The sequence below is a fragment of the Pollutimonas rozaliensis genome (genome assembly GCF_048751585.1).
Lineage (GTDB): Bacteria > Pseudomonadota > Gammaproteobacteria > Burkholderiales > Burkholderiaceae_B.
Genome location: NZ_JAZHOB010000001.1, coordinates 451,636 through 471,425, shown reverse-complemented (window position 1 = coordinate 471,425; position 19,790 = coordinate 451,636). Strand labels below are relative to the sequence as shown.

General features: G+C 62.9%; 18 protein-coding genes. 14 read left to right on the top strand and 4 right to left on the bottom strand.

Annotated features, from left to right (window positions below):
* Positions 1 to 59: 59 nt before the first annotated feature.
* The 6 genes from dacB (at position 60) to V0R37_RS02145 (ending at position 4,253) form a co-directional block, all read left to right on the top strand.
* Positions 60 to 1,523, top strand: a complete 1,464-nt coding sequence (gene dacB / locus V0R37_RS02170; protein ID WP_420372925.1) for a D-alanyl-D-alanine carboxypeptidase/D-alanyl-D-alanine endopeptidase — start codon at positions 60 to 62, stop codon at positions 1,521 to 1,523.
* A 44-nt stretch (positions 1,524 to 1,567) separates the two neighbouring features.
* Positions 1,568 to 2,206 carry a uracil phosphoribosyltransferase gene (upp, locus tag V0R37_RS02165; protein WP_420372924.1) on the top strand — a complete coding sequence of 213 codons (639 nt, stop codon included), beginning with the start codon at positions 1,568 to 1,570 and terminating at the stop codon, positions 2,204 to 2,206.
* A gap of 137 nt (positions 2,207 to 2,343) precedes the next feature.
* Positions 2,344 to 3,066, top strand: a complete 723-nt coding sequence (locus V0R37_RS02160; RefSeq protein ID WP_420372923.1) for a hypothetical protein — start codon at positions 2,344 to 2,346, stop codon at positions 3,064 to 3,066.
* Between the two features lie 72 nt (positions 3,067 to 3,138).
* Positions 3,139 to 3,456, top strand: a complete 318-nt coding sequence (locus V0R37_RS02155) for an ElaB/YgaM/YqjD family protein (protein WP_420372922.1) — start codon at positions 3,139 to 3,141, stop codon at positions 3,454 to 3,456.
* 42 nt (positions 3,457 to 3,498) lie between these two features.
* Positions 3,499 to 3,915, top strand: a complete 417-nt coding sequence (locus tag V0R37_RS02150) for a phage holin family protein (RefSeq protein WP_420372921.1) — start codon at positions 3,499 to 3,501, stop codon at positions 3,913 to 3,915.
* A complete protein-coding gene (locus V0R37_RS02145) occupies positions 3,912 to 4,253 on the top strand; it encodes a hypothetical protein (RefSeq protein ID WP_420372920.1) in 342 nt (113 codons plus the stop codon). The genes V0R37_RS02150 and V0R37_RS02145 overlap by 4 nt, the downstream gene beginning before the upstream one ends.
* A 52-nt stretch (positions 4,254 to 4,305) precedes the next feature.
* Here V0R37_RS02145 and V0R37_RS02140 read toward each other — a convergent pair whose 3' ends face one another.
* Positions 4,306 to 5,850, bottom strand: coding sequence for a UbiD family decarboxylase (locus V0R37_RS02140; protein ID WP_420372919.1), 1,545 nt, complete (start codon positions 5,848 to 5,850; stop codon positions 4,306 to 4,308).
* Positions 5,851 to 5,966: 116 nt separating this feature from the next.
* Here V0R37_RS02140 and V0R37_RS02135 point away from each other — a divergent pair, with 116 nt between their 5' ends.
* Entirely contained in the window at positions 5,967 to 6,761 is a 795-nt protein-coding gene (locus tag V0R37_RS02135) for a transglycosylase SLT domain-containing protein (RefSeq protein ID WP_420372918.1), read from the top strand.
* A 36-nt stretch (positions 6,762 to 6,797) separates the two neighbouring features.
* Here V0R37_RS02135 and V0R37_RS02130 read toward each other — a convergent pair whose 3' ends face one another.
* The gene (locus V0R37_RS02130) at positions 6,798 to 7,955 is read right to left on the bottom strand and encodes a pyridoxal phosphate-dependent aminotransferase (protein WP_420372917.1); all 1,158 of its coding nucleotides are present in this window, start codon (positions 7,953 to 7,955) and stop codon (positions 6,798 to 6,800) included.
* 89 nt (positions 7,956 to 8,044) lie between these two features.
* Between V0R37_RS02130 and V0R37_RS02125 the strand changes: the two genes are divergently transcribed.
* From V0R37_RS02125 to V0R37_RS02110, 4 genes are all read left to right on the top strand, one after another.
* On the top strand, positions 8,045 to 8,971 hold the full coding sequence (locus tag V0R37_RS02125; RefSeq protein ID WP_420372916.1) for a hypothetical protein: 927 nt from the start codon (positions 8,045 to 8,047) through the stop codon (positions 8,969 to 8,971).
* 103 nt (positions 8,972 to 9,074) lie between these two features.
* Entirely contained in the window at positions 9,075 to 11,369 is a 2,295-nt protein-coding gene (locus V0R37_RS02120; protein ID WP_420372915.1) for an NADP-dependent malic enzyme, read from the top strand.
* A complete protein-coding gene (locus V0R37_RS02115; protein WP_420372914.1) occupies positions 11,344 to 12,579 on the top strand; it encodes a patatin-like phospholipase family protein in 1,236 nt (411 codons plus the stop codon). The genes V0R37_RS02120 and V0R37_RS02115 overlap by 26 nt, the downstream gene beginning before the upstream one ends.
* Positions 12,576 to 13,043: a barstar family protein gene (locus V0R37_RS02110; protein WP_420372913.1), complete on the top strand. Its 468-nt coding sequence runs from the start codon at positions 12,576 to 12,578 to the stop codon at positions 13,041 to 13,043. Before V0R37_RS02115 ends, V0R37_RS02110 begins: the two co-directional genes overlap by 4 nt.
* On the opposite strand, the gene V0R37_RS02105 is transcribed toward V0R37_RS02110, so the two are convergent.
* Positions 13,040 to 13,774, bottom strand: a complete 735-nt coding sequence (locus tag V0R37_RS02105; RefSeq protein ID WP_420372912.1) for a 16S rRNA (uracil(1498)-N(3))-methyltransferase — start codon at positions 13,772 to 13,774, stop codon at positions 13,040 to 13,042. The two genes, V0R37_RS02110 and V0R37_RS02105, sit on opposite strands and share 4 nt — an antisense overlap.
* A 787-nt stretch (positions 13,775 to 14,561) precedes the next feature.
* Between V0R37_RS02105 and tkt the strand changes: the two genes are divergently transcribed.
* The 3 genes from tkt to V0R37_RS02090 all read left to right on the top strand — a co-directional run bounded on the left by tkt (position 14,562) and on the right by V0R37_RS02090 (position 18,877).
* Positions 14,562 to 16,577, top strand: coding sequence for a transketolase (gene tkt / locus V0R37_RS02100; protein WP_420372911.1), 2,016 nt, complete (start codon positions 14,562 to 14,564; stop codon positions 16,575 to 16,577).
* A gap of 14 nt (positions 16,578 to 16,591) precedes the next feature.
* Positions 16,592 to 17,605: a type I glyceraldehyde-3-phosphate dehydrogenase gene (gap, locus tag V0R37_RS02095; protein ID WP_420372910.1), complete on the top strand. Its 1,014-nt coding sequence runs from the start codon at positions 16,592 to 16,594 to the stop codon at positions 17,603 to 17,605.
* A 78-nt stretch (positions 17,606 to 17,683) separates the two neighbouring features.
* Positions 17,684 to 18,877: a phosphoglycerate kinase gene (locus V0R37_RS02090; RefSeq protein WP_420372909.1), complete on the top strand. Its 1,194-nt coding sequence runs from the start codon at positions 17,684 to 17,686 to the stop codon at positions 18,875 to 18,877.
* A gap of 5 nt (positions 18,878 to 18,882) precedes the next feature.
* Here the strand turns inward: V0R37_RS02090 and V0R37_RS02085 are convergent, their stop codons facing one another.
* Positions 18,883 to 19,725, bottom strand: a complete 843-nt coding sequence (locus V0R37_RS02085) for an NAD-dependent epimerase/dehydratase family protein (RefSeq protein ID WP_420372908.1) — start codon at positions 19,723 to 19,725, stop codon at positions 18,883 to 18,885.
* Positions 19,726 to 19,790 lie beyond the last annotated feature (65 nt).

Genomic DNA, 19,790 nt, shown 5'->3' with positions numbered 1-19,790 from the left:
CCCCATACAGGAAGGGCCTTCTTTGGTTATGCTGATGCTTTTTTCAGGGACGCCGCATCATGTCATTCTTGCCGCCGCCGCAGGGTTGGGCTCGTATACGGGGCGCATGGCTACGCCGCGCGATCCTGGTGTGGGCGCTGGCTTGTTTTTCCGCCGGAAGTGCGTTTGCGCAAAATTTGCCCGACGGACTGGACAAGCTATGGCGGGCGACGCGGCTTCCCGGCAACTCGATGTCGCTTTATGTGCAGGAGATAGGCGGTCCGCCGTTGATTTCCGTCAATGCCGCGGAACCGCGCAATCCGGCGTCCGTCATGAAGATGGTAACAACCTGGGCCGCCTTGTCGGGACTGGGGCCCGACTACACATGGCGCACGGCTTTTTTCGCCAAGGACGGCGGGCGGGTCGACGCTTATGGCACGCTGAGCGGCCCCTTGTACCTGAAGGCCGGGGGCGATCCCTTCCTGACTGTGGAAGAATTGTGGGGCCTGTTGCGCGAGTTGCGTCTGCGCGGAATCAAGAATCTTTCCGAGGTCGTGGTGGACCGGTCCATGTTCGGCCAGGTCGCCAGCGATCCGGGCGAATTCGACGGCGCGCCCGATCGGCCCTATAACGCCAGCCCGGACACCATGATGGTGGGCCTGGGCGCCGTGCGCCTTTTGTTTCAGCCCGATCGCCAGGCCCGCAAGTGGGTCCCTATCATCGACCCTCCCGTGCAGGGCCTGCGCATCGACGGCGAGATCCGATGGAGCGATGCGGTTTGTCCCGGTTCGCCTTCGGTTTCGACGCAGATCGCCGCCTCGGGCCGCGATATTGTCGTCCGCTTGAGCGGCACGGCGGCCGGTTCCTGCGGCGAATTCAGCGTCTACCGCCTGGCGCTGTCGCAGCCCCAATATTTTTCCGCACTGTTCCAGATGCTATGGAAGGAACTGGGCGGCACCCTGGCCAAGGGCCTGCGGGACGGCAAGATGCCGGCGGGGCTGACGCCGGTGGTGTGGCGTGATTCGGAAACGCTGGCCGACACCATCCGCCAGATCAACAAGCAAAGCAACAATGTCATGGCGCGCACCTTGCTGTTGACCCTGGGCGCCGAAAAGCGGGGCGCCGGGGCCACCACGCAGACCGGCGGCGCCGCCTTGCTGGAGGTGCTAAAAAGCCAGGGCGTCGATACCCGGGGATGGGTCATCGATAACGGCGCGGGGCTGTCGCGCACGGGCCGGCTGACGGCACAGGGGCTGGCTGGCATGCTGGAAGCCGCCTGGCGCTCGCCCCTGATGCCCGAGTTCATTTCCTCGTTGGCCATTTCGGGCGTCGACGGCACCATGCGGCGTCGGCTGCGCGACGACGAAACCAAGGGGATGGCGCATCTTAAATCAGGTACCTTGCGCGACGTCCGGGGACTGGCCGGCTACGTTCTGGGTGCCAGCGGCAAGCGCTATATTCTGGTCAGCTTCGTCAACGATGACCGCTCGGCGGCCGTGCGCGCTTTCGACGATGCCCTGGTTGCCTGGCTCGCCGCGCGCTAGCGCTCCGTTATCATCTTATGCAAGGTTTATGTAAAGGAAGCACCATGCCCACACACGAAATCCGCCATCCGCTCATACGCCACAAACTGGGCCTGATGCGCCGCGCCGACCTGAGCACCAAGAATTTCCGCGAAATGGCCCAGGAGATCGCCGCTTTGCTTACCTACGAAGCGTCGAAAGACTTGCCTTTGGAGCCGGCCAGCATCGAAGGCTGGTCGGGGTCCCTGAACGTCGAAAAACTGGCCGGCAAGAAAGTGACCGTCGTCCCGATATTGCGGGCCGGCATAGGCATGCTGGATGGGGTGCTCAGCCTGATACCCGGGGCCAAGGTCAGTGCGGTGGGCATTGCCCGAAACGAAGAAACCCTGGAAGCTCAAACGTATCTGGAGCGCCTGGTGGGGCAGTTGGACCAGCGCCTGGCGCTGATCGTCGATCCGATGCTGGCCACGGGAGGCTCCATGGTGGCGACCATAGACCTATTGAAGAAGGCGGGCTGCCGGAACATCCGGGCGCTGGTGCTAGTGGCGGCTCCAGAGGGCATAAGCGCCGTCGAGAAACACCATCCGGACGTGCACATCTATACGGCGTCGATAGACAGCCACCTGAACGAGGACGGCTATATCATTCCCGGCCTGGGCGATGCCGGCGACCGTATTTTCGGCACGCGGCAAAAAGTCGTCTAGCAATCCGCCGGCTTTGATCGAATCAGATTCGGATGTAACCCACGTACATGATTTCTAACGTTTCATCGTCAAATGCCCAGAGCGTTGCGTGCAAATAAGGTAGTATGAAAGCTCGGCATGTTACTCAGGCGATGTCTATGCGTTGTGCACATTGGTATTGGGGTCTTGCGGGATTGCTGCTGGGCTTGGCGGGAAGCCCGGCCATGGCGGGCCTGTGCCAGGCGCCATTCATGCATGATGGCGGCCGGGCGCAGCTTACCGGCTCGGGCGGCATGCAATTGGGCGCCGACCTAGCCTTTTCCGAAGTCAGCAAGAAGGGCGATGATTGCCAAGCGCGGGTGCGGGGCACGGCCACGTTCGGGCTGGCAGGCTTGCCGCCCGGCAAGTCCTCGATCGATTACTGGATGGCTGTCAAGAACGGCAAGGCGACCTTCGAGCGGCGCGACGCCCAGGGCAAGCGCGAGCCGGTGAACGGCAAGTTCGATCTGCGCATGCTGGGGCTATTCGCTTATGGCGAGCCCATTACGCGGGCTGGCCAGACTTTCCCGGCCCTTCGCTTTCAGATCAATCTTGACAAGAAGGCCGTCCAGACGCAGCCTATCGTTGTCCATACCGGGCAAAAAACCGTGGGCGAACGCCAGGCCATGCAAACGGCGGCCGGCGAGCAGTCATGCTGGCCGGTGCGTTATACGCGCCGGACCGAGCCCACGCAGGCTTCATTCAACGGGCTGGTCTTGCCTGTGCCTGGCATGACCTCGTCGGTCACCGATTGGTTCTGTCCCGATGTGCATATGGTGATGAAGCAAGAAAGCCAGCAAAGCGGCGTGACGTCGCTGGTCGAGGTAACCCGGCTTGAATAGCCGCATCCGGATTGCAGGTTTTTAGTTGTGCCGTAGTATTGTGTTAACCGACTCTTGATTTAGGAGCTGATCATGGCAACAAAGAAAAACGTTCAAGCAAGCGAAGAGGAATTCATCGAAAGCGTCAAGGAAAGCCTGGACGATGCCGAGAAGCTTCTGCGGGAAGCCGCTGAAGCGACGGGCGACAAGGCGGCGGAGCTGCGTGAAAGCGCCATGCGTTCGCTCAAGCGCACGCGCGAGGCGCTGTACGATACTCAGGACGCCTTGTTGGAGCGCGGCCGCCGGGCGGCGCGGGCAACCGACGACTATGTCCATGACAATCCCTGGCAAGCCATCGGTATGGCAGGCTTGGCAGGGGTGCTGATTGGCGCCTTGATTTGCCGCCGCTAGGCGGGCAACCCCTCACGACCCATCCATCGTAAAGGGCGATCTATGGCGCTTCGACAATCGGTAGGCGATCTGGCCTGCACGCTGCTTTCCATCGTGCGCACGCGCCTCGAACTGTTCTCGCTCGAGGCCTCCGAGCAGAAATCGAATCTGATTGCCATCCTGGGCATGGCCTTCGGGGCGCTGCTGTTTCTCACCTTGGCCGTACTGGTCTTTTCGATAGCGGTGGCGCTGTATTTCTGGCCGACGGATCAGCGCTATCTGGCGCTGGGTTTCCTGGCCTTGCTATATGCGGTGCTGGGGGTGGGCTTGTTTTGGGCTGTGCGCCGCAAGCTGCTGTTCTCACCCATGCCTTTTTCGGCGACCGTCGATGAACTGCGCCGCGACCTGGCTTTGGTGGAGCGCCTGCGCGATCCCTCGCCGTCGGCTCCCGATTGGCCCGCCAACAAGGATCTGCCATGAAGCCAAGCCAGCCGGCCCGGGAACGCGCCCTGAAAATCGAGCTTCTGCGCGCTCGCGCCGCTCTGGAGCGGCAAAGCATGGCGCGCGGCGTCCGGAGTCTGGGCGAGGCGCTGACGCCGCGCGCCATGCTGCGCAGCGCCTTTCCCAAAGCCTCAAGCAAGTCGCCGACCGATTGGATATTCCAGGCGCTTACGCTGACGAGGCGCTACCCCCTGCTTGCGTCCAGCGTATCCGCCGTCCTGGGCGGGATGGGCAAGCGCCGTCGCTGGTGGCGTATCGGCGCGGGCCTGCTGCTTAGCTGGCAGGTGGCTCGCAGCATGAACCGCAAAGAGGGCTGAGCGTCCCTGAATGGACGGCCTGCGCGGAAAGCGCCTGCCGCCTGTCTGAAGGCTACAGGCCCAACTCGCCCCAGATGGCGTCTATGCGCGTCTTGACCGCGGCGTCCATTTCAATGGGCGTGCCCCATTCGCGCTGGGTTTCGCCCGGCCATTTGTTGGTGGCGTCCAGGCCCATTTTGCCGCCCAGGCCCGAAACCGGCGAAGCGAAGTCCAGATAGTCGATAGGGGTGTTTTCGACCAGGACCGTATCCCGGACGGGATCCATGCGGGTGGTCATTGCCCATACGACTTCCTTCCAGTCGCGTGGGTTGATGTCGTGATCGACCACGACAATGAACTTGGTGTACATGAACTGGCGCAATACGCTCCATAGGCCGAACATCACGCGCTTTGCATGGCCGGGATATTGCTTGCGCATGGAAACCACCGCCAGGCGGTAGCTGCATCCTTCAGGGGGCAGGTAGAAGTCCACGATTTCGGGCAACTGCCGTTTCAGCAGCGGCACGAATACTTCGTTCAGGGCCACGCCAAGGACGGCCGGCTCATCGGGAGGCTTGCCGGTGTAGGTGCTGTGGTAAATGGGATTGCGGCGCATCGTGATGCGCTCCACGGTAAAGACCGGAAACCAATCCTGTTCGTTGTAGTAGCCGGTATGGTCGCCGTAAGGGCCTTCCAGCGCCATTTCGTATCCGGTGTCGGCGGGTGCGGCGACGCCTTCGGGCGGCACGGGCTCGATGGCGCGGCTGTCGGACGACGGCAGTATGTGTCCTTCCAGGACGATTTCGGCAAAGGCCGGCACAGACAGATCACTGCCCAGCGCCTTGGTCACTTCCGTGCGCGAGCCGCGCAGCAAGCCCGCGAACTGGTATTCGGACAGGCTATCGGGTACCGGCGTGACCGCGCCCAGTATGGTGGCGGGGTCGGCGCCCAGCGCAACGGCGATGGGAAAAGGCTTGCCGGGATGGGCCAGGGCGTGGTCCCGGAAATCCAGGGCGCCGCCGCGATGCGACAGCCAACGCATGATGAGCTTGTTGCGGCCGATGAGTTGCTGGCGGTAGATGCCCAGGTTCTGGCGCTTGGCGTTGGGCCCGCGCGTTATGACCAGGCCCCAGGTCAGCAGGGGGGCGACGTCGCCCGGCCAGCAGCGTTGCAAGGGAATCCGGTCCAGGTCCACGTCGTCGCCTTCCAGCACGACTTCCTGGCAGGCGGCGCCCTTGATGGTTTTTGGGCTCATGTCCCACAGCGCGGCTTTAAGCATCGATACGGTGGCCAGGGCATCGCGCAGTCCGCGCGGAGGCTCGGGTTCGCGCAGGGACGCCAGCAGCTCGCCCGTCTGGCGCAGTGCGCCGACGTCCTCAGCCCCCATGCCCCAGGCCACCCGCCGGGGCGTCCCGAACAGATTGGTCAACACAGGCACTTGCGCCGCCTGGCCCTTGTGCATGACCTGCTCGAAGAGCAGGGCGGGGCCTTCGGCACGCAGCACACGGTCGCTGATCTCGGTCATTTCCAGATCGGTGGAAACCGGATGCGCCACGCGCTTGAGCTCGCCTTTGGCTTCGAGTTGGGCGATGAAGTCTCTTAGATCACGATATTTCACAGGATTAGGCCAGTCAGGTTACAGTCGGGTTACATCATTCCGACCAGAGAAGGTTAACATCGACGTTCTCTATTTTATTGGGAAGGGGCGCAATGGCGGTCATTGGTTCCGATAGCATGGTCAGTCGTTCCATGCGCACAGCCGGTTACCAGCTTGGCGAATTCGTGCATGTCTGCGCCATTTACCTTGGGATCGCCGTGCTGGTCACCGTGGTGCTGAGCGCGGCCGTGCCTTCTTTGCGCGAACAGGCAAGGCAGATACACGAGGCATTGATCATAGCCTTGCGCCCGGATGGGCTCAAGCAGGACATGCTGGCCTCGTTCGCCGACGACGACTCATTTGCCGCGGCCGGCGCCGCCGAGGCGGCAGCGGCGGCGCCGGCCGCAACTGGCCTGCTCAACTTCAGCAATGCCCTAAAGGCTTCGCTGGCTGGCCGGCATGCGGCCGGCATGACCGGCAGCCAGGCGCAGGCCCTGCGCAGTTATATTGCCCGCAAATACAAGATCGCCCACAGCGTTGCGGGCGCGCTCGTCAATACGGCTTTTGTGGTGGGCAAGGAAAAGGCCCTGGACCCGCAACTGATCCTGGCGGTCATTGCCATCGAGTCCCGCTACAACCCGTTTGCGGAAAGCCATGTGGGGGCGCAGGGGCTGATGCAGGTGATGACCAGCGTGCATAAAGACAAGTTCGAATCCTTCAGCGACGGGACCATGGCCGCCCTGAATCCCATTGCAAACATGCGGGTGGGCGTCCAAATTCTGTACGACTGCATCAAGCGGCGCGGTTCGGTGGAAGGCGGCCTGGCCTGTTACGTGGGCGCCACAGGTCCCGGCGACGGCGGCTACGGGGCCAAGGTCATCGCCGAATGGCGGCGCATCGCCCTGGCCTCGGGCATTCCTGTGCGGCGCTAGCGCGCATTTCAGCCGCGTCTTTTGCGGTTTTTTTGATCAGGCCAGGAAGCGCTCCATGCGGCTTACGGCTTCCTTAAGGCGATCCAGCCCCGTCGCATACGAAAAACGCATGCTGTGCGCGGCGTGAGCCGGCCCAAAATCCAGACCCGGCACCGCCGCCACACCCGCTTCATGCAGCAGCCTGTGCGAAAAATCGCTGCTGTCCCGGCTGTGCGCCCGGATATCGGCGTAGATGTAGAACGCGCCGTCGGGCGCCACCGGAACATGCAGGCCCAGGCGTTCGAATTCGGGCAATAGATAGTCCCTTCTTTCCTTGAATGACAGGCGCCGGTTTTCGTAGATGCGCATGACCTCGGGCTCGAAACAGGTCAAGGCCGCATGCTGGGCCAGAGCGGGCGCGCAGATCGCCAAGCTGGCCGCCAGCTTCTCGATCGCCGCAACCATGGACTCGGGGACGATCAGCCAGCCCAGGCGCCAGCCCGTCATGTGGAAGTATTTGGAGAAGCTGTTGATGATGACGATGTCGTCATCCAGCGTAAGCGCGCTTTGCGGCGCATCGCCATAGTAAAGACCCAGATAGATCTCGTCCATGATGATGAAGCCGTCGCGCTGCCTGACTTCGGCGATCAGCGCCTTCAGGTCTTCCCGGGCGATGGTCGTTCCGGTGGGATTGCTGGGCGATGCGATCAGCACGCCGCGGGTTGCCGGGCCCCAATGCTTGCGTATGTCGTCGGCGCCGAGCTGGAAGCGCTGGTCGGCCGAGCAGGGAATCAGCCTTGGTATGCCGCCTGATCCGGTAACGAAGTTCTGGTTGGCCGGATAGGAAGGATCCGGCATGAGTACTTCGTCGCCGGGATTGATCAGCGCCATGCCGGCCAGCAGCAGCGCTCCCGACGCGCCCGACGTGACGATCACGCGGGCGGGATCGACGGCCGCGCCGAACTGTTGCGCATAGTAGTGGGCAATCGCGTCGCGCAGCGTTGCAATGCCGGCCGGGGGCGTGTATCCGCTTAGCCCGGCCTGGGCGGCGCGATTCAGGGTTTCAACGACTTGCGCAGGGGCCGTAAAATCGGGTTCGCCGATTCCCAGGCTGATGATGTCGCGGCCCTGTGCGTTCAGGGCGCTGGCCTGTTTGAATAGCTCCACAGCGTAGAATGGCATCACTTGTTCGGTACGCTTGGCAAGACGGGACATAAGGCGAAAATCTCAGGCAAAAGCAGCAATTGTAATGGGTGGGCCTCTCCGTGGGCTTTTATTTGAAGTAGGTACAAAGGAATCCAGACATGCAGTCTTCGTCCCGCCGCGCTTTCCTGACCGGCCGACGCACCTCCCAAACCCCCTGGGAGGCTTTTTGCCAACGCGTGCGCAATGTGGTGTCCGGTACATTTTTCGAATTCGACAAGGGCGACGGCCCCGGCAGCGCCCGCCTGGTGCCCAAGCAGGCATCCGATGTTCACAAGGCCCTGGCCTTGTGCGCCGAATATCAGGTGGTGCTGGCTCTGGACGGGGTGCCTCATGCCGCCCGGCTGAACGACCAGCCTGTGTTGTGGGTCGAACCGGGCCGCGACCTGGGCAACTGCCAGCGGCTGGAGCCGGGCAGCAGCAAATGGTTCGTCCAGCCCGGCTGCCTGTTGGGCGAACTGGAGGCGGCCGGGCTGGCCCAGTTTGCCGACCTGCCTTGCCACATCACGGTGGCGGCCTGGCTGGCCGATCGCAGCCTGTGCGATTGGCCCGTGGGCGAAACCGGCAGGTCGGGAGTGGTGCATGCGTCCGTCATGCTGGCCGACGGCTCCAACGTCAGTCTCGGACCTTTCGGGGAAAACAACCGGAAGCCGCTGCAGGGGGCTCGCTTGCAGCGGCTTGTTCCGTCGCTGTTCCAACTGGCGGCCGGGGCCGACGCCCAGGCTTGCCGGCAGAATCGTCTATGGCCTGCGCGCTATCGGCTGGATGCCTTGTCGCCTGGACCCGGGCAGGCCGTCAACCTGGCGCAGCTGCTGCTGGGCCACGGAGGAGACCTGGGCTGGGTGGAGTGGGTAGTCATCGACGAGCAATCGGCCCGGCCAGGCTCTGAGCCGGCTTACGCCGACCGTTACTCGTCGGCCAGGGCGGCCGCTTGCGACCTGGCCGCGCAAGCCGGCGAACTGGACACTCAGGTGAAGTCGCTTTTCGACCCCTCCGATCTTTTTCCCTATCCGGGACAGGACATATAAAAAACGGCGCCGCCCCTGCCTTTTTCATGCATGGCCCCATGTTCCAAACGGTGGCAAGGGACTAGAATGAGCGTCTATTTCACTTCAGACATTCGAATTCGCCATGGAAGAAACCCTTCGCAAAGCCGCTCTGGAATACCATGAACACGGCCGCCCCGGAAAAATATCCGTCACGCCGACCAAGCAGTTGTCCAATCAACGGGACCTGGCCCTGGCCTATTCCCCCGGCGTAGCGGCCGCTTGCGAAGAAATCGTTTCCAATGAACAGAATGCCTTCCGCTACACCGGGCGCGGCAATCTGGTTGGCGTCATCACCAACGGCACGGCGGTGCTGGGCCTGGGCAATATCGGCCCGCTGGCCTCCAAGCCGGTCATGGAAGGCAAGGCGGTGCTGTTCAAGAAGTTCGCCGGCATTGACGTTTTCGACATCGAGATCAACGAAACCGATCCGGACAAGCTGGTGGAGATCATCGCGGGGCTGGAGCCCACCTTTGGCGGCATCAACCTGGAAGACATCAAGGCGCCGGAGTGCTTTACCGTCGAACGCAAGCTGCGCGAACGCCTGAACATTCCGGTGTTCCATGACGACCAGCACGGCACGGCCATTTGCGTTTCATCCGCTTTCCTGAACGGCCTGCAGGTGGTCGGCAAAGAAGTGGCCAAGGTCAAGGTGGTTGTCTCGGGCGCCGGTGCGGCCGCGCTGTCCTGTCTGGACCTTATGGTCGACCTGGGCCTGCCGCTGGAAAACATCTGGGTCTCGGATATCGAAGGCGTGGTCTACAAAGGCCGCACGGTGCTCATGGACCCGGACAAGCAGCGTTTCGCGCAGGAAACGTCTGCACGGACTCTGGGCGACATTATCGACGGCGCCGACGTATTCCTGGGCCTGTCGGCCGGGGGCGTCCTTAAGCCGGACATGGTCGCCCGCATGGCCGCTCGTCCTTTGATCCTGGCGCTGGCTAATCCCAACCCCGAAATCCTGCCCGAGGACGCGCATGCGGCGCGCGATGACGTGGTCATGGCCACCGGCCGCTCCGACTACCCCAACCAGGTCAATAATGTCCTGTGCTTTCCCTATATCTTTCGCGGCGCGCTGGATGTCGGCGCCACCACAATCACGCGCGGCATGGAGAAGGCCGCCGTGCTGGCCATCTGCAAGCTGGCCCAGGAAGAGCAGAACGATGTCGTGGCGGCGGCCTACGGCACCTACGGCGTGTCATTCGGCCGCGAATACTTCATTCCCAAGCCTTTCGATCCGCGCCTGATCGTGCGCATCGCGGTGGCCGTGGCCCAGGCCGCCATGGATGACGGCGTGGCGACGCGCCCGTTGGCCGACATAGAAAGCTATGCCGAGCAGCTGCAGCAGTTTGTGTACCGCTCGGGCTCCTTCATGAAGCCCTTGTTCTCGACGGCCAAGAAGCTGGTGCGCGACGGCGGCAAGACGCGCATCGTGTTCACGGAGGGCGAAGAAGAGCGCGTGCTGCGCGCGGTACAGATCATCGTCGACGAGAAGCTCGCCCGCCCCATCCTTGTGGGCCGTCCCGCCGTGCTGGCCGACCGCATCAAGAAGTTCGGATTGCGCATCCGGCTGGGCGAGGATGTCGAAGTCACCAATCCGGATTACGACGAGCGCTTTCATCAGTACTGGACGACGTATTGGGAAATCATGTGCCGTCGCGGCATCAGCAAGGAAATGGCGCGCGTCGAGATGCGCCGCCGGCTGACCCTGATCGGCGCCATGATGCTGCGCCTGGGAGATGCCGATGGCCTGGTGTGCGGCACCGTCGGAGCGTATGCGGATCACCTGCGCTTCATCGATGAGGTCATCGGCAAGGTTCCGGGCGTAAAAACCTACGCCGCCATGAATATCCTGCTGTTGGCCGAGCGCACCATCGCGCTGGCCGATACCCACATCAACGACAATCCCAACGCCGAGCAAGTGGCCGAAATCACCATCGCGGCCGCGGCGGAAATGCGGCGCCTTAACATGGAGCCCAAGGTGGCTCTGCTGTCGCGGTCCAATTTCGGCACGGGAAGCTCCGCGTCGGGAGCCAAAATGCAGGAAGCCCTGGCCATCATCCGCGAACGCGAGCCCGAACTGGAAATCGACGGCGAAATGCATGGCGACTGCGCACTCGACGAGTCGCTGCGCCGGCGCATACTTCCGACAACCCGCCTGCATGGCGAGGCCAACCTGCTTATCTGCCCCAATGTCGATTCGGGCAACATCGCGTACAACCTGCTCAAGACCGCGGCGGGCGGCAATGTGGCGGTAGGCCCTTTCCTGCTGGGCGTCAATGCGCCGGTTCACATCCTTACGTCCAGCTCCACAGTGCGCCGCATCGTCAACATGGCGGCGCTGACCGTGCTCGATGCCAACACCCCGCGCATTACCTGAGCGCATGGGTGCCGGCAGCAGCCATCCCGTTGGCCTGGTCCTGACGGGCGGCGGGGCGCGGGCGGCCTACCAGGTGGGAGTGCTTGCGGGCATTCTGGACGTTCTCGACCCCGAGCGCTCGCCGGATTTCGTCAACCCCTTCGAGATCATTTGCGGGACCTCCGCCGGCGCAATCAACGCCGGCGCATTGGCATGCCACGCACAGGACCCCCATGTGGCCATGGACAAGCTGGAGGCCTTGTGGGGCAACCTGCAAACAGGCATGGTGTATCACGCCGATGCGGCCCGTCTGCTGCGCACGGGCTTGCGCTGGTTCGCCATGCTGGCCGTCGGTTGGCTGATGCCCGACTTGCGCAGCCGGCAACCGCGTTCATTGCTGGATAATCAACCGCTGGGCGAGCTTCTGGCCGCAACGCTGGATTTCGAGCAGTTGGAGCGCAATCTGTCGGAAGGGGCGTTGCGGGCGCTGGCCATCACGGCCACGGCATATACCACCGGCGAACACATCACTTTTTATCAATCCAAAGGCACGATCAAACCGTGGCAGCGGTCGCTGCGCCAGGCGGTGTCGTCGAAGATAGGCGTGGACCACCTGCTGGCTTCGAGTTCTTTGCCCTTCATCTTTCCGGCGCAGTCCATGCTGATCAGGGGGCAGACGCAATGGTGCGGCGATGGTTCCATGCGGCAACTGGCGCCCATGAGCCCGGCGATACATTTGGGGGCGAAAAAAATATTCGTGATCGGCACGGGCTATAAGGACGATACGCATCCGGAAAAGAAGGAAATCAACCCCAATTACCCGACGCTTGCGCAAATCGGCGGCCATGCCTTGTCCAATATTTTCCTGGATAGCTTGTCCATGGATGTGGAACGCATGCAACGCATCAACGAGTTGCTTGCGCAATTGCCGGTAAATGTATTAAAAAGCCAGTCGCTGCGTCCGGTAAGCACTTTTGTCGTGACTCCCAGCCGTTCTCTGGACGAGATGGCGCTTGCGCATCTGGATCAGATGCCGCGCGCCGCTCGTACCCTTTTTCGCGTCCTTGGTGTATCGTCGGCTTCCGGACCCAAAATGGGCGGCGGCGGTGCATTGATTTCTTATCTGTTGTTCGAGGCTGGCTATACCCGGGAACTGATCCGCCTGGGGCGGGCCGATGGCATGAGCCGTGCTGAAGAAGTAAAAGCGTTTTTCAAGGAGGCGCCCCCATGAGCCAAGCGCAGTCATTGCAAAAGAAATTGCAAAAAGGCGGTTTGATCGATGCGTCCGTCGTCTCTAAGGACGAGGCGTTCAATGCCGCCCGGGCAGCGGGTATCAGCGCCTTCGTTGTCGATTGCGATCGCGCCCGCAGCCGGTCCGCCGTCTTGCGCGCCGTGGTGAAAGCCGTGGATTTTCCAGAGTATTTCGGCGGCAACCTGGATGCCTTGTATGACTGCCTGTGCGATACGGTGCTGGATCACAAGAACGGCCTGTTTCTGTGGTTCCATAAGCTGCATTCGGGGGATCCCGCGCTGGCGGAAGATTCGGACGCCATTCTTGGAGTGTGCGCCGATGTGGTCGAATTTGCTTCGAATAACGACAGGCGCTTCGCCTTTGCCGTCGAGCATGCGGGCAAGCATCCCGATCCCGAGCCCGGTGTCGAGCCCACGCCCTATTCGGGCGGCCGCGAAGACTAGCTCCAGCCGCGCAGGGCGCTGACCGCCGCAATCAACGCGAGTCCCGCGGTTTCGGTGCGCAATACTCGCTTGCCGAAGCTGACCGCGGTCAGCTTGTGGCGCGCCACCAGATCCTGTTCTTCGTCCGACCATCCGCCTTCGGGGCCCACCAGCAAGGTCAGTTCGGTTTGTTCCGCCTGGAGAGCCTGGGCCAGGCTTTGGGAACTGCCGGGGTGGCAAAGCAGGGTCGATGCGGCATCGATCGCGCCATCGGCCAGATAACGTTCCAGCGAGAGGGGATCGGCAATGTCCATGATGCGGTTGCGGCCGCTTTGCTCGCTGGCGGCCTGGGCGATGCGGCGCCAGTGTTCCAGGCGCTTGCGCAGGCGTTCGCCGGTCAGTTGCAGCACGCTGCGGCGGGCTGCGATGGGAACGAGGCGAATGGCGCCCAGTTCAACGGCTTTTTCTATGATCCAGTCCATCTTGTCGCCGGAAGGTATGCCCTGGACCAGGGTGATGCGGCCGTCGAGCTCGGCTTCGATGGGATCGTGGTCTCCCAAGGCGGCGTGGCCGCGTTTCCCGTCAATGATTAGCTTCGCGGCGTACTGGCCGCCCTGGCCGTCGAAGAGGACGATGTCCGAATCCGGTTTCAGGCGCAGGACGCGTATGGCGTGATGGGCAAGCGCTTCCGGGAGCTCAATGGTGGTGTGAGCAGTCAGGGGCTTGGAGCAGAAGAATCTGGGGGTAGCCATATGTGATTGAGGTTGCTGTCTGCGGATGACTGTGAGGCATCATACTTTATGGCGCGATGCTTGATGCACCCGGCAGCCATGATGTTGTGCTTCCGCAGGCTGTCTGTTTAGCGGTTTGACCCTTCGCTGGTATTGAGTTGTGCTTTTTTGTTGAACGGCCCGGGTGGCATGGCCTGGTGCCGGCTAGACGTGCAAGGTCCCGGCTGCGCCGTGACTGCCCGCGCCGGCAAAGGAAACGGGGCGTGCGCGGAACTCGCCCGAATGGACGGCCCCCAGCCGTCCATAAGCCCGGGCTCAGACAGCCGCGCACTTGCCTCCCCATTTCCTTTGCCCGCGCGGCTTGCCCGTAACCGCCAGCCCCAGGCCATGCCACCCGGGCCTTGAAGCAGAAATGGCATCGAGTCGCACGCGGGTGGGGTTGAAATGGCTTGCCACGGTCTGTGCGGGCTCGCGGGGGGTAAGGGCTGTGCCGGGCGGTTTGCGCAGCGCCGCGCGGGCGAACGGCACGGGGGATGCAAGGCCGCGCTGTCCGGCTGCGCGGGGAGCCCTGGCACAGCCAGGGCCGCTGGCGCGTTAGCCCGGCGCAGCCCTTACCCCCCGCGAGCCTTTACTTCTCTTGGCACAAAACCCTTTGCAAACGGGCGTATTCCGGGCAAAAACCACCCCCACCCCCCGGTGGTAAAATCAGAGGCTTTGTAAACCTTCAATGACGAGGATCGGCCCGCCATGCGGCCCGTTATCCTCTTGCGAGTCTTAAATGAGCCTTACGCCTGCCCAAGATTCGTCCATGGCCAACGCTATCCGCGCGCTGGCCATGGATGCGGTTCAACAAGCCAATTCGGGTCATCCCGGCGCCCCCATGGGCATGGCGGATATCGCCGAGGCCTTATGGACGCGGCACTTGCGCCATAACCCCGCCGATCCGACCTGGGCCAACCGCGATCGCTTCGTGCTGTCCAACGGGCACGGCTCCATGCTGCTTTATGCCTTGCTGCACCTGACCGGCTACGACCTGCCCATCGAAGAGCTCAAGAACTTCCGGCAACTGCATTCCCGCACGCCCGGACACCCCGAAGTGGGCATTACCTCCGGCGTCGAAACCACCACCGGCCCCCTGGGCCAGGGACTGGCCAATTCCGTGGGCATGGCGCTGGCCGAAGCCTTGCTGGCCCAGGAATTCAATCGCGAAGGCCATGCCGTCGTCGACCACTACACCTATGCCTTCGTGGGCGACGGCTGCCTCATGGAAGGCATCTCGCACGAGGCCTGCTCGCTGGCCGGCACGCTGAAGCTGTCCAAGCTTATCGTTTTCTACGACGACAACGGAATCTCCATCGATGGGCGTGTCGAGAACTGGTTTGGCGACAACACCCCGCAGCGCTTTGAAAGCTATGGCTGGAATGTGTTGCGCGATGTCGACGGCCATGATATCGAGGCCGTCGATGCCGCCATCGTCCAGGCGCAGAAGCTGGCCGGGCAGGGCAAGGGTCCCACACTGATTTGCTGCCGGACCATCATCGGCAAGGGCGCTCCGAACGCCGCCGGCACCGAGAAGGTGCATGGCGCGCCCCTGGGCGCGAACGAAATCGAGGCTACCCGCGAAGCGCTGAACTGGCCCTACCCCGCTTTCGATATACCCGCCGAAATCTATGCTTATTGGGACGGCAAGAAAAATGGGCAACAGCAGCAGGGCGAATGGCAAAAGCGTTTCGATGCGTATGCCAAGGCCTATCCCGCCGAAGCCGCCGAATTGCAGCGCCGCATGCTAAGCGAGCTGCCCGGCGACTTCGCCGAGCGCGCCCGCGCCTTTGTCGAAGCCACCAACCAGAAAGCCGAAACGGTCGCCACGCGCAAGGCCTCGCAATTGGCCATTACCGCCCTTGTCGAGATGCTGCCCGAGATGCTGGGCGGCTCCGCCGACCTGACCGGTTCCAACCTGACCGACTGGAAGGGCGCCGAGCCGGTACGCGCCGGAGAGCTGCATTTGCGCTTTGGGCGCCACATCAATTACGGCGTGCGCGAGTTCGGCATGGCCGCCATCATGAATGGCGTGGCTTTGCATGGCGGCTACCTGCCTTTCGGCGGCACCTTCCTGACGTTTTCCGACTACTCGCGCAATGCGCTGCGCATGGCCGCCCTGATGAAGCAGCGGGTGGTGCATGTGTTCACGCACGATTCCATCGGCCTGGGCGAGGACGGCCCCACGCACCAGTCGGTGGAGCATGCCGCCAGCCTGCGGCTGATCCCGAATCTGCATGTCTGGCGCCCTTGCGACACGACTGAAACGGCGGCCGCGTGGGCCTATGCCATTCAGCGTCCAAGCAGCGTGGGCATGACTGTGCGCGACGGCGGTCCCAGCGCCTTGCTGTTGTCCCGCCAGAACCTGCCCTTCGTGCCTCGCGACGCGCAGGCCATTGCCGGCATAAGCCGGGGCGGCTATGTGCTGCGCGATGCGCAGGACGCCCGCGCGGTTATCATTGCGACAGGATCCGAAGTGGCGCTGGCGCTGGGTGCGCAAGAGCAGCTGGCCGCCAAGGGGATTGCGGTCCGTGTGGTTTCCATGCCTTGCACCAACGTATTCGATGCGCAAGACCGGCAATGGCGCGAATCGGTGCTGCCCAAGGGCTTGCCGCGCGTCGCCGTCGAGGCGGGCGTTACATCGGGCTGGTACAAGTATGTCGGTCTGGACGGTGCCGTGGTGGGTCTTGATACCTACGGCGAATCCGCGCCGGCCGGTGCCTTGTTCAAGTTTTTTGGCTTGACCGCCGAGCACGTCGCTGCGGCCGTCGAACAGGTTTTATAAACAGGAGAGCAATAATGACGATACGCGTGGCGATCAACGGCTATGGCCGTATTGGGCGCAATATTTTGCGGGCGCACTACGAAAGCGGCAAGAAGCACGATATTCAAATCGTGGCCATCAACGATTTGGGCGATCCCAAGACCAATGCCCATCTGACTCGTTTCGACACCGCCCATGGCAAGTTTCCCGGCACGGTGACGGTCGATGGCGATTACATGGTCGTCAACGGCGACAAGATCCGTGTACTGGCCAACCGCGATCCCTCGGCCCTGCCTTGGGGCGAACTGGGCGTGGACGTCGTGCTTGAATGCACGGGCTTTTTCACCAGCAAGGAAAAGGCCGGCGCGCACCTGAAAGGCGGCGCCAAGAAAGTCATTATCTCGGCCCCCGGCGGCAAAGACGTCGATGCCACCATCGTTTACGGCGTCAACCACGGCGTGCTGAAGGCCAGCGATACGGTCATCTCGAACGCGTCGTGCACCACCAACTGCCTGGCCCCGCTGGTCCAGCCTTTGCACCAGAAGCTTGGCATCGTCAATGGCCTCATGACGACCATTCATGCCTACACCAACGACCAGGTCCTTACCGACGTCTATCACGAAGACCTGCGCCGCGCCCGTTCCGCCACGCACAGCATGATCCCGACCAAGACCGGCGCCGCTTCGGCCGTGGGCCTGGTCCTGCCTGAATTGAACGGCAAGCTGGACGGCTACGCCATTCGCGTTCCCACCATCAATGTGTCCATCGTCGATCTGTCCTTCGTGGCGGCGCGCGAGACCACTGTGGAAGAAGTCAACGGCATCCTGAAGGCGGCCTCGGAAAGCGGCCCTCTGAAGGGCATCCTGCAATACAACGACGAACCGCTGGTGTCGGTGGACTACAACCACGATCCCGCTTCCAGCACGGTCGATGCGGGCCTGACGAAAGTGTCGGGTTCCCTGGTCAAGGTGTCTTCCTGGTATGACAACGAATGGGGTTTCTCCAATCGCATGCTCGATACCACGGTTGCGCTGATGTCGGCCAAATAAGCCGGGTTTTTTCATGGGCAAGGGCGGGGCAACCCGCCCTTGCCGTGTCTGTCCTATCCCCTAAGGGCCGTTCGCATTATGTCTACCATTAAAACTCTTTCTTCCCTGGCCTCGTCGGGCGCGCTTTCAGGCAAACGCGTATTCATCCGTTCGGATCTGAATGTGCCCTTGAAGGACGGTGAAATCACCGAAGACACCCGCATTCGCGCCTCCGTGCCCGCCATACGCATGGCGCTCGATGGCGGGGCCGCCGTCATGGTGACCTCGCATTTGGGCCGCCCCACGGAAGGCACGGTGGCTCCGGCCGATACGCTGGCCCCGGTCGCGCGCAGGCTTTCGGAATTGCTGGGCCTGCCGGTCACGCTGCTGGCCGACTGGGTGGACGGCGTCCAGGTCGGACCCGGCCAAGTGGTGCTGCTGGAGAACTGCCGCTGCAATGTGGGCGAGAAAAAGAACGATACGGATCTGGCGCGCAAGATGGCGGCGTTATGCGATGTGTATGTCAACGACGCCTTCGGCACCGCCCATCGCGCCGAGGCGACCACGCAAGGCATGGCGCGCTTTGCGCCGGTGGCCTGCGCCGGGCCTTTGCTGGAGGCCGAGCTGGACGCGTTGGGCCGTGCGCTTGAAAATCCCAAGCGCCCCTTGGTGGCTATCGTGGGCGGTTCCAAGGTTTCGACCAAGCTGTCCATTCTGCAAGCCTTGGCCGGCAAGGTCGACCAGTTGGTGGTGGGCGGCGGCATCGCCAATACCTTCATGCTGGCGGCGGGCCTGTCCATAGGCAAGTCGCTGGCGGAGCCGGATCAGATGGACCAGGCCAGCGCCGTCATCGACATGATGAAACAGCGCGGCGCCGATGTGCCGATTCCTTCCGATGTGGTTTGCGCCAAGGAATTCAGCGCGACGGCGGCCGCGACGGTCAAGGCGGCGGCTGATGTCGCCGGCGATGACCAGATCCTGGATATCGGCCCCGACACCGCCCAGCAACTGGCCGCCATCCTGAAGCAGGCCGGAACCATAGTCTGGAACGGCCCGGTGGGCGTGTTCGAATTCGATGCGTTCGCCAACGGCACCAAGGTGGTGGCCCAGGCTATCGCCGATTCCCAAGGCTTTTCGATCGCCGGCGGCGGCGACACGCTGGCGGCGATCGCCAAATACGGCATCGAGGACAAGGTGGGTTATATCTCCACCGGCGGCGGCGCCTTCCTGGAATTCCTGGAAGGCCGGACGCTGCCGGCCGTGGAAATCCTGCAGCAGCGCGCGCAAGGATAGGCCGGTCAAACCCTGATCAGGGCCCGATAGCCTTCGATAGCGTCGGGCCAGTCCAGCGCGAAGCCGCTGGCTTTCAAGCGCGCGTTGTTCAGGCGCTTGCCGCCGGCTTCGGTCGGCGCGGCGCCGGCCCTGGCGGGGCGCGGCGCGCCCAGCATGTCGGCCAGCGCGTCGTACAGCTGCGCCATGGGCATAGGCCTGTCATCGCTGCCGACATAGCGGGACTGCGCCTGATCCAGCATCAGCAAGTGGGCACAGGCGCGCGCCGCATCCTCGATGTGGAAGCGATTCGTCCAGTGAACCGGATCTTCGGTGACGGCGGCCCGGCCTTGGCGCAGCTTGTCCAGCAACTGTGTGCGGCCCGGTCCATACAGTCCCGACAGGCGCAGCGCCACAGCCTTGCCGCCCAGGTGCTGTTGCAGGCGATTCTCGGCCTCCAATAGTATTTCGCCGTTATAGCCCTGCGGATGGGCCGGCGTGTCCTCGTCGACCCAGTCCTGGCTGGCGCCATACACGGCGGACGAGGAAACGAACACGAAACGGCGCAAGGCCCCGGGGTCCAGCGCCGCCAGCAGGTTGGCGGCGCCATCCACGAACGCCGAGCGATAGGCTTGCGGGCTGCGTTCTCCGGGGCTTACGGCGTAAAGCACATGGCTGATGCCACGCGGCAGGCGCAGCGTGGAGGCATCGGCCAGGTCGGCGCTCAGCCATTGCAGGCCGGCCGTGCCCTGCGCGGTTGGACGGCGGCGCAAGGCCCAGACATCATGTCCCTGCGCAAGCAGGATGCGGCCCGCGCGGCGGCACAGGTCGCCGCCGCCGGCCAACAATATGGTGTGTTTTTCAGTGTTCATCTTCTGTGCGCAATCAAATAGAGCCTTCATCGTAGAATAACAATTCGGAAAGCCGGGGACCGGGC

Coding starts and splice junctions, on each gene's coding strand:
- dacB (WP_420372925.1), top strand. CDS start 60: ATGTCATTCTTGCCGCCGCCGCAGGGTTGGGCTCGTATACGGGGCGCA.
- upp (WP_420372924.1), top strand. CDS start 1,568: ATGCCCACACACGAAATCCGCCATCCGCTCATACGCCACAAACTGGGC.
- V0R37_RS02160 (WP_420372923.1), top strand. CDS start 2,344: ATGCGTTGTGCACATTGGTATTGGGGTCTTGCGGGATTGCTGCTGGGC.
- V0R37_RS02155 (WP_420372922.1), top strand. CDS start 3,139: ATGGCAACAAAGAAAAACGTTCAAGCAAGCGAAGAGGAATTCATCGAA.
- V0R37_RS02150 (WP_420372921.1), top strand. CDS start 3,499: ATGGCGCTTCGACAATCGGTAGGCGATCTGGCCTGCACGCTGCTTTCC.
- V0R37_RS02145 (WP_420372920.1), top strand. CDS start 3,912: ATGAAGCCAAGCCAGCCGGCCCGGGAACGCGCCCTGAAAATCGAGCTT.
- V0R37_RS02135 (WP_420372918.1), top strand. CDS start 5,967: ATGGTCAGTCGTTCCATGCGCACAGCCGGTTACCAGCTTGGCGAATTC.
- V0R37_RS02130 (WP_420372917.1), bottom strand. CDS start 7,955: ATGTCCCGTCTTGCCAAGCGTACCGAACAAGTGATGCCATTCTACGCT.
- V0R37_RS02125 (WP_420372916.1), top strand. CDS start 8,045: ATGCAGTCTTCGTCCCGCCGCGCTTTCCTGACCGGCCGACGCACCTCC.
- V0R37_RS02120 (WP_420372915.1), top strand. CDS start 9,075: ATGGAAGAAACCCTTCGCAAAGCCGCTCTGGAATACCATGAACACGGC.
- V0R37_RS02115 (WP_420372914.1), top strand. CDS start 11,344: ATGCCAACACCCCGCGCATTACCTGAGCGCATGGGTGCCGGCAGCAGC.
- V0R37_RS02110 (WP_420372913.1), top strand. CDS start 12,576: ATGAGCCAAGCGCAGTCATTGCAAAAGAAATTGCAAAAAGGCGGTTTG.
- V0R37_RS02105 (WP_420372912.1), bottom strand. CDS start 13,774: ATGGCTACCCCCAGATTCTTCTGCTCCAAGCCCCTGACTGCTCACACC.
- tkt (WP_420372911.1), top strand. CDS start 14,562: ATGGCCAACGCTATCCGCGCGCTGGCCATGGATGCGGTTCAACAAGCC.
- gap (WP_420372910.1), top strand. CDS start 16,592: ATGACGATACGCGTGGCGATCAACGGCTATGGCCGTATTGGGCGCAAT.
- V0R37_RS02090 (WP_420372909.1), top strand. CDS start 17,684: ATGTCTACCATTAAAACTCTTTCTTCCCTGGCCTCGTCGGGCGCGCTT.
- V0R37_RS02085 (WP_420372908.1), bottom strand. CDS start 19,725: ATGAACACTGAAAAACACACCATATTGTTGGCCGGCGGCGGCGACCTG.